This window comes from Enterobacter cloacae complex sp. HYC074_NIDB, assembly GCF_056673345.1.
Window position 1 is genome coordinate 1,340,101 of sequence record NZ_CP114214.1, and the last position, 13,851, is coordinate 1,353,951.

Consider the following 13,851-nt stretch of genomic DNA (forward strand, 5'->3'; position numbering starts at 1 on the left):
CCTTTAAGGGGCTCCCTTAAGAGGACAACATCGTGACGCTCGATCCTGAAACAGACTTAAAACTGGAGCGCGTGGTGGACGCACCGCGCGATCTGCTGTGGCTCTGCTGGACTACGCCAGAGCACATCAAAAACTTCTTCATTCCTGCTCCCCATAAGGTGACCGAATGCGACCTCGACCTGCGCGTGGGCGGGCGGTTCAATACCGTGTTTGAGGTGGACGGGCAGCGGATGGATAACCGGGGCGTATTCCTTGAAATCGATCCGGGGAAAAAGCTGGTCTTTACCGACGGCTATACCGAAGGCTGGAAACCGGCCGAGAAGCCGTTTATGACGGCAATTTTGCTCCTGGAAGACGCCGGGGAGGGCAAAACCCGCTATACGGCGATAGCGCGCCACCCCACGAAGGAAATTCGTGAGCAGCATGAGCAGATGGGCTTCCACGAAGGGTGGGGGATTGTGCTGGATCAGCTGGTGGGGTATGTGAAAGGGCTTAACGCTTAGTGCGCGCTGGTGCCCTCACCCCGACCCTCTCCCACAGGGAGAGGGAGAAAAGATCAGGCCAGGCGCGGATACGCATCCGCAATCCCATCACCCGTAAACTGGGCCACCCATCCCTCCGGATTGTCGAAAATACGAATCGCCGTAAAGTTCGGCTCTGAGCCCATATCAAACCAGTGCGGCGTGCCCGCAGGAACGGAAATCAGGTCGTTTTTCTCGCACAGCACCTGATACACCTCATCGCCAATGTGCAGGCAGAACAGCCCCGCGCCTTCCACAAAGAAGCGTACTTCGTCTTCGCCGTGAGTGTGTTCGTTCAGGAACTTCGCGCGCAGCGCGTCTTTCTGCGGATTGTCGGCGCGCAGGCTGATCACATCCCAGCTCTGGTAACCCTTCTCTGCCACCAGCTTGTCGATCGCATGCTGATACGCCGCGATCACGGCTTCAGGCGCGGGATCGTGCCCTAAATCGCGATCCGCAGCCCAGCGTTCAAACCGCACGCCTTTTGCGTTGAGCTGTTGGGCAATCTCGGCGGCGTCGGTGCTGTGCCACTGGTGCTGACTGGCGTCTTTATCGGAATAAATGGTTAATGCGCTCATGAAGGGATCTGCTCCGGATTAATCTCGTCAAACTGGTGGATCTGATGGTGATGGCTTGCGCCGTCATCTTCACCGCGAATCAGTTGCAGGGTGCGAAAACCCGCCTGTTCAGCCGCGTCCAGCTCCTGATGAATATCGGAGAGGAAGAGGATCTGCGACGGGGCGATGCCCGTTTGCGCCGCAATATTTTGATAAGACTGCAACTCGCGCTTGGCGCCAATGTGGGTATCAAAATAGCCGCTGAACAGATGAGTAATATCACCTTCGTCGCTGTAGCCAAATAACAGTTTCTGCGCGGCGACGGAGCCAGAGGAATAAACATAGAGATCAATCCCTTGCGCTTTCCACTTTTCCAGCGCCGGGAGCACGTCCGGGTAGAGATGGCCGGTAAAGTCGCCGTTGACGTAACCGTCCTGCCAGATGATGCCTTGCAGGGCTTTGAGCGCCGTCGATTTGCGGTCTTCATCCATAAAGGTAAACAGCACGTTGATGAGATCGCTGACGCTGGCATGCGGAGCGCTGATTTCATCGCGCAGGTTGTCCAGAATCGATTTGACCGGCTCGGCGTACTGCTGCGCGGTCACGAAGGCCGCCAGCCGCTCACGCGCGTAGGGGAACAAAACATCATGGACAAAACGGATATCGCTGGTGGTCCCTTCAATATCCGTCACAATCGCGCGAATCATACTCTCTCCCATTGTCGTAAACGCATTTCGCATTCAAATAAGAATTCTAAACCTTCCAGATGACGGCGGGCTTCGGCCACGTCGCGTCCCCAGCAGGTTAAGCCATGGCCGCGCAGAAGAAAACCATAATTAAGCGGGCGTTCCTGCGCGTAATGGGCGATGCGCGAGGCGAGGGCGTCGATGTCCTGGTCGTTATCAAACACCGGGATGGCCACCGTATCCCGATGCGTGGTCTGCCCGGTAAGGGATTTTTGCATCTCGAAACCGGTGATCTTCAGCTCGGCCTCGTTCACCAGCCGCGACAGCACCGTGGCATTGACGGTGTGAACGTGCAGGACGGCGTTAGCTTCGGGGAACAGGCGATAGATGAGGGTATGCAGCCCGGTCTCTGCCGACGGTTTACGGCCAGACGGCGCACGGTTGGTGGCGATTTCAACCTGTAGAAAATCGGCGGTGGTCAGGCTACCTTTATCTTTTCCGGATTCGCTCAGCCAGCACAGGTGTTCATCCTGACGCACGGACATATTGCCGCCGGTAGCGGGCGCCCAGCCTTTAGCGCCAATCCAGCGGCAGGCCTCGACCAGGTGTGTGAGTTGCAGGTTGTCTGTCATTTCCTTTTACCCTCTCGGCCAGGAATATTTATATCGTTTAGACGTCTAAGCGTCTTGATTGCCAAAGACTAACATCGTGTTATAGTGTCAGCAACATAAGTATTACAGGCAGGCACACTACAATGAGCAATAACCCGTTGATCCCGCAGAGTAAACTTCCCAATCTCGGCACGACGATTTTTACGCAGATGAGCGCCCTGGCGCAGCAGCACAACGCCATTAACCTCTCACAAGGTTTCCCGGATTTTGATGGGCCGAAATATTTGCAGGAGCGTCTGGCGTACCACGTTGCGCAGGGAGCCAACCAGTATGCGCCGATGACCGGCGTGCAGACGTTGCGTGAAGCCATTGCGGATAAAACGGCGGAGTTATACGGCCATAAGCCTGACGCGAACAGCGATATTACGGTGACGGCAGGGGCGACCGAAGCGCTGTATGCGGCGATAACCGCCCTGGTGCGTACGGGTGATGAGGTGATTTGTTTTGACCCGAGCTACGATAGCTACGCCCCGGCGATTGAACTGGCCGGCGGCGTGGTGAAGCGCGTGGCGCTCCAGCCACCGCATTTTCGCCCTGACTGGCAGGCATTTGCTGCGCTGCTGAGTGACAAAACCCGTCTGGTGATCCTGAATACTCCGCATAATCCGTCGGCGACGGTGTGGCAAAAAGCCGATTTTGCTGCGCTGTGGCAGGCCATCGCCGAACGTGAAATATATGTTCTGAGCGACGAGGTGTATGAGCATATCTGCTTCGCCGAAGAGGGGCATGCCAGCGTGCTGGCGCATCCGCAACTTCGCGAGCGTGCAATCGCGGTATCGTCATTTGGGAAAACCTACCATATGACCGGCTGGAAGGTAGGGTACTGCGTGGCCCCGGCGGCCATTAGCGCTGAGCTGCGCAAAGTGCATCAGTACCTGACGTTTGCCGTGAACACACCGGCTCAGCTGGCGCTGGCGGATATGCTGCGTGCGGAACCCGGGCATTACCGCGAGCTGCCGCACTTCTATCGTGAACGTCGGGATCTGTTTGTGGCGGCGCTGAGCAAAAGCCGCCTGGAAATTTTGCCGTCTGAAGGAACCTATTTCCTGCTGGCCGACTACAGCGCGATTTCCGATCTGGACGACGTGAGTTTCTGCCAGTTGTTGACGAAAGAGGTGGGAGTGGCGGCCATTCCGCTGTCGGTGTTCTGCGCCGATCCCTTCCCGCATAAGCTGATTCGTCTTTGCTTTGCGAAGCAGGAATCGACGCTGCTCGCTGCGGCAGAGCGTCTGGCGACGCTCTGACTATTTCACCGTCCAGGCTTCTGAAAAACGACGGTCTGCGAAGAGTTCGAGCAGACCGTTGATCTGCTTCAGACGCAGCACTTCATCGCTGTCCATACCCAACTCCTGGCCAATTTTCTGCTCACTCCAGCCCATAAGCACCAGTTCTCGCACGATTTCTGACATGGCGTTGATCTGGTGGCGTCCACGCGCGCGGTTGTGACGAATAGTTGCCGCCATGCGATCGAACTTTTCCTGGCGCGCTTTACGCAGGCAGGTAACAGGGAGGTAACCTTTAAGCTGGCGCTTCAGGATCGCCCGGTTACTGCCGATATCATGACGGTGAAAACCATCGACAATTTCGTAGTGCTGTGGCGCATTTTCCGTCACAACGATAGGTTGTGTGAATCCATCCAGCTCCAGTGACTTGCTGAGCAGCCGCTTTTCCGGCGGCGCGACGTTATTTGGGTTGTAATCGTTAGCGGTGATGTTTGTCTTTTTTATCCACAATACGCAATCGACGGGCTGATCGCGAAAAGGGCTGATTTCATGTAATGCCTGACGAAACGCATTAATAGCGGCTATTCGCTCTTCTTCTGAAAGTGCCTGAAGGTACGTTTCCATTTCGGTGATTATTCGTTGTTGCATAAAATCCCCCATTCCTTGCGTTTTGCTTTCACTCTGTCGCTGTAGCGCTGATAGTGTTTAGGCTTATTTGGGCTAAACGAAAGTGCCCGGCACCAATAGTCATTGTTGAGTAAAACCTTACAAATGCGTCGCCAGGAAGGGATATCTTTTGCACCAATGTCACCCTCCTGCGTGTCGGGAATATCGTTCATGCCTCGCTTTTGATACCAGTGGAGATAAACCGCGATTTTGTTGCGGTAATGTTCCGCCGTATTTTGCGGCATGCTGTCGAGTAACAGCATGGCGTATTCGCGCCAGCCGAGATGGTCTGGTTTCAGGATCTTCCGGTGGCCATAAAAATGGTTATCGTGCCCGGCATAAATACCTCCGCTTCGCACGCCGCAGGCGCGTTCACACATCGCCGCCCAGCGTTCGGGTTCAATGACATGATAGAGCCACAAGCCCTGACGCTGTTCCGGGCCAAACGGTTCGCAGATGCGCATATAACGCGGCGGCACCCCCGCCTTGTACATCAGGTCGTATAACGGGTTATAGCAACATTTTGATTTCGCGAACCACGTCCAGATGTCGGCGGTTTTCCAGTCGTACAAGGGGTAGATATACCAGGCGTGCCCACCCGGGGCGACGGTCGTCCAGGGTTTATCGTCAGAAAAGCGCTGCTTACGCGCCGACGCGATAGCCAGAAAGCGGTTGTAAGATTCATCGGCGCGGATCCCCACCATGACGGCGGCAGGACGTTTTTGCGCATACCATTCGGCAAACTCGCGCACGAAGGCTTCAAACGTCATTCCCTGCTGATAAAAATCGAAATAGTGGTAATCGGTAATGGCATCTTCCGGTGGCTGGCGAACCCAGTTTGTCCCGGGTTCCCAGCACTGCCATTCAGGTTGAAACTGTGACAGGGCGTTCTGGGTCGTGAGCGGAAGCGCTACCCACCAGAACTGATGGATAACATCCCGATACAGCGTTCTCATCGTGTCAACATGCTGAATGGTTGAGGAGAATTGCGCTTCCCAGTCCAGAAAGATGACATCTATTTTTCGCTTTAATTGCCGTGCTTTCTGGGCAACGAGATGCAGCATCACGGTAGAATCTTTTCCACCGGAAAAGGAAACGCAGACCCTGGAGAAATTGTTAAGCGTCCAGTCTATGCGTTCCGCAGAAGCGTCTAAAACATTTTCCTGTAAAGGGATTTTATAGATCGACATGATTAATCGCGTCCTGCGTGTTAAATGTCTGGAAAAAAACAAAACGATATTATGGAATTATTTGTCCTTAATTTCACGGGGGCATTTTCTTCGGGTTGCCTTATTTGCATTCACCATGCAAATGTATTTTACGCAGACGGCGGAGAAACGCAGAGCTTATGCATTTTTTCAATGAATGTTGAAAAAACAGTGCTATTCAGTGATGAACGGCTGTAGAGCATATAGATCTTTAATTCAGGCAGCTCAAACGGTGGCTCAAGCCTTTTTAATTTCAACGGTTCTTTATATGTTTCATAGATCGACACGGGGATGAAGCCTAACAGATCAGATGAACAGACCATGGAGATGAGAGAGCTAAGGGAGTCCGTACGAAAAGCAATATTTCTTTCCGGAAACGCGTCATTTGCGCGACTCTGAAACTCTTTTACACCCGGATGAGCACTCTGGTAAAAAGTGAATTTCTCCTGGTATAGCACTTCCAGCGTGACTGCGTCAGCGAGCCTTGGGTGGTCTGCTCTACAGATTAAGGCTATCGGCACCGTGGTGAAGTGGGTGCAGACCACAGAGCGATTGTGGATAGGTGCGATAGAGAAGATGAGATCGGCCTTACGATAGGCCAACAAATCTTCCGCTGATTCGGAGGAAATGAGCATGTCTCTTTGCTCTATCTCATAATTCTCTTCAGATATTAACAGCTTCAACGGTTCGAGCATCGAACCAGGAGACACCATTTGAGAGCAATAGATAACGAACTTTTTTTTGATGTCCGAGTGATGCATCATGTTGATCGTCTGCTCAAGCTGATTGAGATTTTTTTCCAGATGATGATGCAGGTTGGTACCTACCGTGGTTGGCGTAATTCCCTTCCCTGAACGGATAAACAGGGGGTCATTAAGCTGACCGCGCAGGCGTTGCAGCGACTGGCTGACGGCGGATGGCGTGATATAAAGCGCCTCGGCAGCCTTACTGATACTGAGGTGTTGGTAAATGCATTCGAAGATGACTAACAGATTGAGATCGAATTTTTTTAGGTCGTAGAGGTTTGCCATGTTTCGTCCTGAGTGAGTTGAGTTTGCTGTCGTTATCACATCCTGGAGTACGACAGAGGGAAGTTACCCTTTACAATCCGTGTGAATAACTCGCTTAATTTAAAATTTAAGTGATCTTAATATATCACGGCTTTGGATTATTGAAACATAACTTCAAGACTAATTAAGATAATTTTATCTTTAAAGTTTGATTGAATTATTTGAATGAAAAGTGGTGTTTATATATAGCGTGAAACCCATAATGAAATTAAATTCATAATCTTTCAGAGACCTCTTCGATACTGCCTATCACAGCCATAGGCAGGACTATCCCTCTTATGCATTGCTCAATGCGCGCAGGGGTGCTGTAATCAAAGCGCTGTTACGGCCTTGATACAAGGTATGTAGAGCGCAACGCAACGCCAGCTTCGGCTGGCACTGAATGTACCTGCGGGGAATTCAGGTATCAGGGCCGCCCGTTGAGGCGGCCTTTTTACTTTTAGGCTTTCCTGTAAAAGGTTCACCTTGCTGTCTTGTTGCTTTTGTAAGGTTTGGCTGATTGATTTGATAAAGCATACGCATTAGCCCCGATGGATAAAGTTGGTTACCTTACATCTCAACGAAAACACGGAGGAAGTACAGATGTCTTTGATTAACACTAAAATTAAACCTTTCAAAAACCAGGCGTTCAAAAACGGTGAGTTCATCGAAGTAACCGAGAAAGATATCGAAGGCCGCTGGAGCGTGTTCTTCTTCTATCCGGCTGACTTCACCTTCGTTTGCCCGACCGAACTGGGCGACGTGGCAGACCACTACGAAGAACTGCAAAAGCTGGGCGTAGACGTTTACTCTGTTTCTACCGATACCCACTTCACCCACAAAGCGTGGCACAGCAGCTCTGAAACTATCGCGAAAATCAAATACGCGATGATCGGCGACCCGACTGGCGCCCTGACCCGTAACTTCGACAACATGCGTGAAGATGAAGGCCTGGCAGACCGCGCGACCTTCGTTGTTGACCCGCAGGGCATTATCCAGGCTATCGAAGTTACCGCTGAAGGTATCGGCCGTGATGCATCTGACCTGCTGCGCAAAGTGAAAGCGGCTCAGTACGTTGCTTCTCACCCAGGCGAAGTGTGCCCGGCGAAATGGAAAGAAGGCGAAGCGACGCTGGCGCCATCTCTGGACCTGGTCGGCAAGATCTAAATTTCCGTCGTTTTTCACGCCATAGCTGCGTTGGCGTCGCCTGCTCACCCCGGTCACTTACTTTAGTAAGCTCCCGGGGATTCTCAGGCTAGCCGCCTTGCTCTGACGCGAAATACTTTGGAAATTGTTTCAGTCATGGGCGCTCCCCGCGCCCATTTCATTCCAGCACCATGATGCAAGTTGCATTCAGGCAGCCCGTATAAGGCGGCTTGCATGATGACGTTTTAAGAGAGGGAAGAATAATGCTCGACACTAACATGAAAACCCAGCTCAAGGCCTACCTTGAGAAACTGACCAAACCTGTTGAGCTGATTGCCACGCTGGACGACAGCGCGAAATCGGCAGAAATCAAAGCACTGCTGACAGAGATTGCTGAGCTGTCGCCGAAAGTGACCTTCAAAGAAGACAACACGCTGGCAGTCCGTAAGCCTTCTTTCCTGATCGCCAACCCAGGGTCTGACCAGGGGCCGCGTTTCGCGGGCTCTCCGCTGGGGCACGAATTTACGTCCCTGGTGCTGGCGCTGCTGTGGACCGGTGGTCATCCGTCAAAAGAAGCGCAGGCGCTGCTGGAGCAGATCCGCGATATCGACGGTGATTTTGAGTTTGAAACCTATTACTCGCTCTCCTGCCACAACTGCCCGGACGTGGTGCAGGCGCTGAACCTGATGTCAGTCCTCAACCCACGCATTAAGCACACGGCGATTGACGGCGGTACGTTCCAGAACGAAATCACCGAGCGCAACGTGATGGGCGTTCCGGCGGTTTACCTGAATGGCCAGGAGTTCGGCCAGGGGCGCATGACGCTGACCGAAATCGTCGCCAAAGTGGATACCGGCGCAGAAAAACGCGCGGCGGAAGAGCTGAACCAACGCGATGCTTATGACGTGCTGATTGTTGGCTCAGGCCCGGCGGGCGCGGCGGCAGCGGTCTACTCCGCACGTAAAGGGATCCGTACCGGTCTGATGGGCGAGCGTTTCGGTGGTCAGGTTCTGGATACCGTAGACATTGAAAACTACATTTCCGTGCCGAAAACCGAAGGCCAGAAGCTGGCCGGTGCGTTGAAAGCGCACGTCAGCGACTACGACGTGGATGTCATTGACAGCCAGAGCGCCAGCAAACTGGTTCCGGCGGCGGTCGAGGGTGGTTTGCACCAGATTGAAACGGCGTCCGGCGCGGTGCTGAAGGCGCGCAGCGTGATCATTGCCACCGGCGCGAAATGGCGCAACATGAACGTCCCGGGCGAAGATCAGTATCGCACCAAAGGCGTGACCTATTGCCCCCACTGTGACGGCCCGCTGTTCAAAGGTAAACGCGTCGCGGTGATCGGCGGCGGTAACTCCGGCGTGGAAGCGGCTATCGATCTGGCGGGAATTGTGGAACACGTTACCCTGCTGGAGTTCGCTCCGGAGATGAAAGCGGACCAGGTGTTGCAGGATAAGGTGCGTAGCCTGAATAACGTCGACATTGTGCTCAATGCCCAGACGACAGAAGTGAAAGGCGACGGCAGCAAAGTGACTGGTCTGGAATACCGTGACCGCGTGAGCGGCGATATCCACAGCGTAGCGCTGGCAGGGATCTTTGTTCAGATTGGCCTGCTGCCAAACACCACCTGGCTGGAAGGCGCTATTGAGCGTAACCGCATGGGCGAGATCATCATCGATGCGAAATGCGAAACCAGCGTTAAGGGCGTATTTGCGGCGGGCGACTGCACCACCGTGCCGTACAAACAGATCATCATCGCTACCGGTGAAGGTGCGAAAGCGTCGCTGAGCTCGTTTGATTACCTGATCCGCACCAAAACTGCATAATAAAAGAAAGCAAGACGACACCTGCAATGCCAGAGGCCACCTAAAGGTGGCCTCTTTTTTTATCTGACGACCATCACCGGAATGTGGGTGTGGCGGATCACGCTGGAGGCGTTCGACCCCAGCAGGTGAGTGGTGATGGAAGGGTTACGTGAACCAATCACTACCACGTCGGCATTTAATTCCCCGGCAAGCTCATTAACGGCGTCGCGCACGCTACCGAACCGGACGTGGGTTTTGATGCGGGAAGGATCGATGCTGAAGTGCCCGACCATGGTTTGCAGGCGCGTCTCGGCTTCGTGCTGTAAATGCTCTTCAAAACGACGCACATCAGCAGCGAAACGATGCAGGCTCAGGCTGGCAGAGCCCGGCAAAACATGCAGAAGATGAATAATTCCGTCCTGCTGCGCGAGAAATTCCGCGTGACGTATAGCCTTATCACTCAGTTCCATTTCAAAAACATCAACCGGCATAATGATTGTTTGATACATAACCGTTTCTCCTTGTTAATAAACGCTGAAATCATTCAACCACAAAATATAAATGGTTTCTGTAATCCCGACAGCACTTTTTTATCTCGCCAGGATAAATCTCAAAACAGCCGGATTCCGGGGCAGATCCCGAGAGGTAGCTACCCTTTTATAAGCTTACCCACACCCTTTCGGAGGTTGCATGAAAGCTCTCACCTATCACGGTCCACATCATGTTCGGGTCGATAATGTCCCCGATCCGGGCATCGAACAGCCTGACGATATCATCCTGCGCGTAACGGCCACGGCGATCTGTGGTTCTGATTTGCATCTTTATCGCGGAAAAATTCCCAAGGTCCAGCATGGCGATATCTTTGGTCATGAATTTATGGGCGAGGTGGTGGAGTGCGGGAGCGAAGTGAAGAACGTGCAGAAAGGTGACCGGGTGGTGATCCCGTTTGTAATTGCCTGCGGTGACTGCTTCTTTTGCCAGATGCAACAGTACGCGGCCTGCGAAAACACGAACCGCGGGCAGGGCGCGGCGCTGAACAAAAAGCAAATTCCCGCCCCTGCCGCGCTGTTTGGCTACAGCCATCTTTACGGCGGCGTGCCGGGCGGACAGGCGGAGTATGTGCGCGTCCCGAAAGGCAACGTGGGGCCGTTTAAAGTGCCTCAACTGCTGTCTGACGACAAAGCGCTTTTCCTGTCAGATATTCTGCCTACCGCCTGGCAGGCGGCGAAAAATGCGCAGATTCAGAAAGGCTCCAGCGTCGCCGTATTCGGGGCCGGGCCGGTGGGGTTACTGACCATTGCCTGCGCGCGGCTTCTCGGCGCAGAGCAGATTTTTGTGGTTGACCATCATCCCTATCGACTGCGGTTTGCCCAGGAGCGCTACGGCGCGATCCCGATTAACTTTGATGACGATAACGACGCGGCGGAGAAAATCATTGAGCAAACGGCCGGACAGCGCGGAGTGGATGCGGTGATTGATGCCGTCGGGTTTGAGGCCAAAGGCAGCACCACGGAAACGATCCTCAGTAACCTGAAAATTGAAGGCAGCAGCGGCAAAGCCCTGCGCCAGTGCATTGCTGCGGTGCGGCGCGGAGGCGTGGTCAGCGTGCCGGGCGTGTATGCCGGTTTTATACACGGCTTCCTGTTTGGCGATGCCTTCGATAAAGGGCTGAGCTTTAAGATGGGGCAGACCCACGTCCATGCCTGGCTGGGAGAGCTGCTGCCGCTTATCGAAAAAGGGCTGCTTACACCGGAAGATATTGTCACCCACTATCTTCCGCTGGCTGATGCGGAGCGCGCCTATAAAATCTTCGAAAAACGGGAGGAGGAGTGCCGCAAGGTGATCCTGGTGCCTGGTGCAGACACCCCGGAGGCAGCGCAGCAGAAAGTGAAGGGACTGGTGAATGCCTTCCCCGGCGGCGTTGTGTGAGGTTCCTCACTCACCAGTGGCGCTCAAGGTATAGCACCGCCACGACGAGGATCGCCAGGATGATGAGAAAAACCAGTGTGATAACAAGTATCTCACCCATGACCGTCCCCACGGCACCACAACAGAGTAAGCGTGGATTAAGCGGTTTTTGTCCGATATAACACAATCGGGTGAATTTGCGGAAAGAGGATGCGGGTGCATCCTCTGTGCAAAGCGGGGTCGCTTGTTCAGAAGGGATTAACGCAGGTAATCGCCAGCGGCTTCGGGCTGGTAGAGCAGCTCAAGCACTTCCAGGTGAGCTGAGGCACCGCCAGGGAGTTCCCAGTGGATAGTATCGCCTGTGCGCAGTCCAAGCAGCGCCGCGCCCACGGGTGCCAGCACCGACAGTTGCGTGCTGCTGTCGGTCATCTGCGCCGGATAGACCAGCGTACGGGTGAGCTCCTCGCCGGTGGTCAGGTTGCGGAACTTCACCTGGCTGTTCATGGTGACCACATCATGCGGCATGGTCTCAGGCGTACACATCTGCGCCCGGTCTAGCTCTTCGTTCAGCGCATCGGCTACCGGCAGCGAGGCGAATTCTGGTTTCTCCAACAGTCGGTCAATACGTTCTGCGTCGAGTTCATTGATGATAATCGTAGGTCTGGACATTTTTACTCCATGTCGTTAATGCTGCGTGTAACGCAGAAACCAATCCAAAAGAAAACCCTCGCCGTCTGGCAGCGAGGGTTTAACTTAGCTGATGATACTGTCTGAAACCGTAAGTTTGAAGTGATGAAGGTCACAATCATGCGCCATATGAATTTTTGGCAATAAACCCGGCGTCCCGATTCACGCTGAACGGAAATTTCGTTACGCTGGAAAGACTGAACCCGGGCAATGCGCGTTGCAGCCCCAGCGTAGAGAGAGCGATATGTACTTTTACCAACCTTCTCAGGGGCACGGCCTGCCGCACGACCCGCTGAACGCCATTATCGGTCCACGTCCGATTGGCTGGATCTCATCCTGTGATAAGGCCGGTCAACTGAACCTTGCCCCGTACAGCTTCTTTAACTGTTTTAACTATCGCCCACCGATCATTGGTTTTTCCAGCAATGGCTGGAAGGATAGCGTGCGGAATATTACCGAAACGGGGGAGTTTGTCTGGAACCTCGCAACGCGCGATCTGGCCGAGGCGATGAATGAAACCTCCGCCACGCTCCCTCATGGCGAGGATGAATTTACCTTTGCCGGCCTGACGCCCGTAGCCAGCCAGCTTGTGAGCTCGCCGCGCGTGGCGGAAAGCCCGGTGAATTTCGAGTGTCGATTGTCATAGTGCATTCAGCTTACCGGCGCGGATGGGACACCGATTGATACCTGGCTGGTGCTCGGCGAAGTCGTGGGCGTCCATATCGCCGAGAGTTTGCTGGAAGAGGGGATTTACCAGACCGCGAAAGCGCAGCCCATTCTGCGTGCGGGTGGACCGACGGCCTACTATGCCATCAGTGATAGCCATCGCTTCGACCTGGTACGCCCGGATGCGCGCAGGGGGTAATATGCGCGCAACCCTATTGCCCGCCGATCAGCAGTTTTTTGCCGATCTGTTGAGCGGCCTGGTGCTCAACCCACAGCAGTTGGGGCGAGTCTGGTTTGCTCATCGTGGCGCGTCTGACGCTGTCGGAAGCGTGAGCCGCGACTGGCCACGGCTTGACGTCGTTCTTCGCGGGGAATATGGCAACAGACTGGTTGCCGGGCAGCAGCCCCTCCACCAGGGGGAAATGCTGTTTCTTCCCGCCCAGGCCGCCAGCGTCCCGGTGTTTGAACGACCGGTCATGCTGCTGAGCATTCTTTTCGCGCCGTCGTGGCTGGGGCTGGTGTTTCATGATACCCGGCACGGGCGATCCGTGCCTGCGCAGCGACACGTGGAGCTTCCTCACCCTGAACGAGGTGAATGTGCCGCGATGCTGATGGCCCTGACGCACCTGAGCGCTTCCCCGCAGGACCAGGCTATTATTCAACCACTGGTGCTGAGTCTGCTGCACTGGTGCCGTAAAGTGGTGTCGTCGCTGCCTGAACCGGGAGTGTCGCGCGGGGATTTCCTCTATCAGAGCATTTGTAACTGGGTGCAGGAAAACTATGCTGAACCCCTGTCGCGGGACAGCGTCGCTTTGCTGTTTAATATTTCGGCTAACCATCTGTCACGCCTGTTCTCTCAACAGGGGACGATGAGTTTTGTGGATTACGTTCGTTGGGTGCGTATGGCGAAGGCGAGAACCATCCTGCAAAAATACCACCTGCCGGTGGGGGAAGTGGCGAAGCGCTGCGGCTATGCCGATAGCGACTATTTTAGCCGTCTGTTCCGGCGCCAGTTTGGCCTGACGCCGGGGGAGTATCGCGCACGCTTTCAGTGA

General features: G+C 54.3%; 15 protein-coding genes and 1 pseudogene. 7 read left to right on the forward strand and 9 right to left on the reverse strand.

The genetic code is table 11. The annotated features are described in order from the left end of the window. Positions 1-32: 32 nt before the first annotated feature. Positions 33-503 carry an SRPBCC family protein gene (locus O1724_RS06580; RefSeq protein ID WP_023315604.1) on the forward strand — a complete coding sequence of 157 codons (471 nt, stop codon included), beginning with the start codon at positions 33-35 and terminating at the stop codon, positions 501-503. Between the two features lie 53 nt (positions 504-556). Here the strand turns inward: O1724_RS06580 and O1724_RS06585 are convergent, their stop codons facing one another. The 3 genes from O1724_RS06585 to O1724_RS06595 are packed head-to-tail and all read right to left on the reverse strand — an operon-like array spanning position 557 to position 2,396. Further along, positions 557-1,099, reverse strand: a complete 543-nt coding sequence (locus O1724_RS06585; protein WP_032657551.1) for a 1,2-dihydroxy-3-keto-5-methylthiopentene dioxygenase — start codon at positions 1,097-1,099, stop codon at positions 557-559. Next, positions 1,096-1,785 (reverse strand): acireductone synthase, encoded by a 690-nt coding sequence (gene mtnC / locus O1724_RS06590; RefSeq protein ID WP_032657554.1) that lies wholly within the window; start codon positions 1,783-1,785, stop codon positions 1,096-1,098. The genes O1724_RS06585 and mtnC overlap by 4 nt, the downstream gene beginning before the upstream one ends. Continuing rightward, a complete protein-coding gene (locus tag O1724_RS06595; RefSeq protein WP_022650583.1) occupies positions 1,782-2,396 on the reverse strand; it encodes a methylthioribulose 1-phosphate dehydratase in 615 nt (204 codons plus the stop codon). The genes mtnC and O1724_RS06595 overlap by 4 nt, the downstream gene beginning before the upstream one ends. Positions 2,397-2,518: 122 nt before the next feature. Here O1724_RS06595 and O1724_RS06600 point away from each other — a divergent pair, with 122 nt between their 5' ends. Beyond that, positions 2,519-3,679, forward strand: coding sequence for a pyridoxal phosphate-dependent aminotransferase (locus O1724_RS06600; RefSeq protein ID WP_023315606.1), 1,161 nt, complete (start codon positions 2,519-2,521; stop codon positions 3,677-3,679). On the opposite strand, the gene O1724_RS06605 is transcribed toward O1724_RS06600, so the two are convergent. The 3 genes from O1724_RS06605 to citR all read right to left on the reverse strand — a co-directional run bounded on the left by O1724_RS06605 (position 3,680) and on the right by citR (position 6,563). After that, a complete protein-coding gene (locus O1724_RS06605; RefSeq protein WP_022650584.1) occupies positions 3,680-4,306 on the reverse strand; it encodes an IbrB-like domain-containing protein in 627 nt (208 codons plus the stop codon). Next, positions 4,291-5,514 (reverse strand): phosphoadenosine phosphosulfate reductase, encoded by a 1,224-nt coding sequence (locus O1724_RS06610; RefSeq protein WP_023315608.1) that lies wholly within the window; start codon positions 5,512-5,514, stop codon positions 4,291-4,293. The genes O1724_RS06605 and O1724_RS06610 overlap by 16 nt, the downstream gene beginning before the upstream one ends. A gap of 128 nt (positions 5,515-5,642) precedes the next feature. Continuing rightward, positions 5,643-6,563 (reverse strand): DNA-binding transcriptional repressor CitR, encoded by a 921-nt coding sequence (gene citR / locus O1724_RS06615; protein ID WP_045332388.1) that lies wholly within the window; start codon positions 6,561-6,563, stop codon positions 5,643-5,645. A 621-nt stretch (positions 6,564-7,184) separates the two neighbouring features. Here citR and ahpC point away from each other — a divergent pair. Both ahpC and ahpF read left to right on the forward strand, forming a co-directional pair. Then, positions 7,185-7,748 (forward strand): alkyl hydroperoxide reductase subunit C, encoded by a 564-nt coding sequence (gene ahpC / locus O1724_RS06620; protein ID WP_003858764.1) that lies wholly within the window; start codon positions 7,185-7,187, stop codon positions 7,746-7,748. Positions 7,749-7,990: 242 nt separating this feature from the next. Beyond that, positions 7,991-9,556 (forward strand): alkyl hydroperoxide reductase subunit F, encoded by a 1,566-nt coding sequence (ahpF, locus tag O1724_RS06625; protein ID WP_022650587.1) that lies wholly within the window; start codon positions 7,991-7,993, stop codon positions 9,554-9,556. A 59-nt stretch (positions 9,557-9,615) separates the two neighbouring features. Here ahpF and uspG read toward each other — a convergent pair whose 3' ends face one another. Further along, positions 9,616-10,044: a universal stress protein UspG gene (gene uspG, locus O1724_RS06630; RefSeq protein WP_022650588.1), complete on the reverse strand. Its 429-nt coding sequence runs from the start codon at positions 10,042-10,044 to the stop codon at positions 9,616-9,618. 181 nt (positions 10,045-10,225) lie between these two features. Here uspG and O1724_RS06635 point away from each other — a divergent pair, with 181 nt between their 5' ends. Further along, positions 10,226-11,464, forward strand: a complete 1,239-nt coding sequence (locus O1724_RS06635; RefSeq protein WP_015571156.1) for a zinc-dependent alcohol dehydrogenase — start codon at positions 10,226-10,228, stop codon at positions 11,462-11,464. 10 nt (positions 11,465-11,474) lie between these two features. Here O1724_RS06635 and yldA read toward each other — a convergent pair whose 3' ends face one another. Both yldA and rnk read right to left on the reverse strand, forming a co-directional pair. Continuing rightward, positions 11,475-11,564: a small membrane protein YldA gene (gene yldA, locus O1724_RS06640; protein ID WP_015571155.1), complete on the reverse strand. Its 90-nt coding sequence runs from the start codon at positions 11,562-11,564 to the stop codon at positions 11,475-11,477. 137 nt (positions 11,565-11,701) lie between these two features. Next, complete coding sequence (gene rnk, locus O1724_RS06645) at positions 11,702-12,112, reverse strand: nucleoside diphosphate kinase regulator (protein WP_006809650.1); 411 nt, start codon at positions 12,110-12,112, stop codon at positions 11,702-11,704. A gap of 262 nt (positions 12,113-12,374) precedes the next feature. On the opposite strand from rnk, the pseudogene O1724_RS06650 reads away from it, so the two are divergent. After that, positions 12,375-12,995: pseudogene (locus O1724_RS06650) on the forward strand (flavin reductase family protein). Between the two features lies 1 nt (position 12,996). Further along, positions 12,997-13,851 carry a helix-turn-helix domain-containing protein gene (locus tag O1724_RS06655; RefSeq protein ID WP_023315609.1) on the forward strand — a complete coding sequence of 285 codons (855 nt, stop codon included), beginning with the start codon at positions 12,997-12,999 and terminating at the stop codon, positions 13,849-13,851.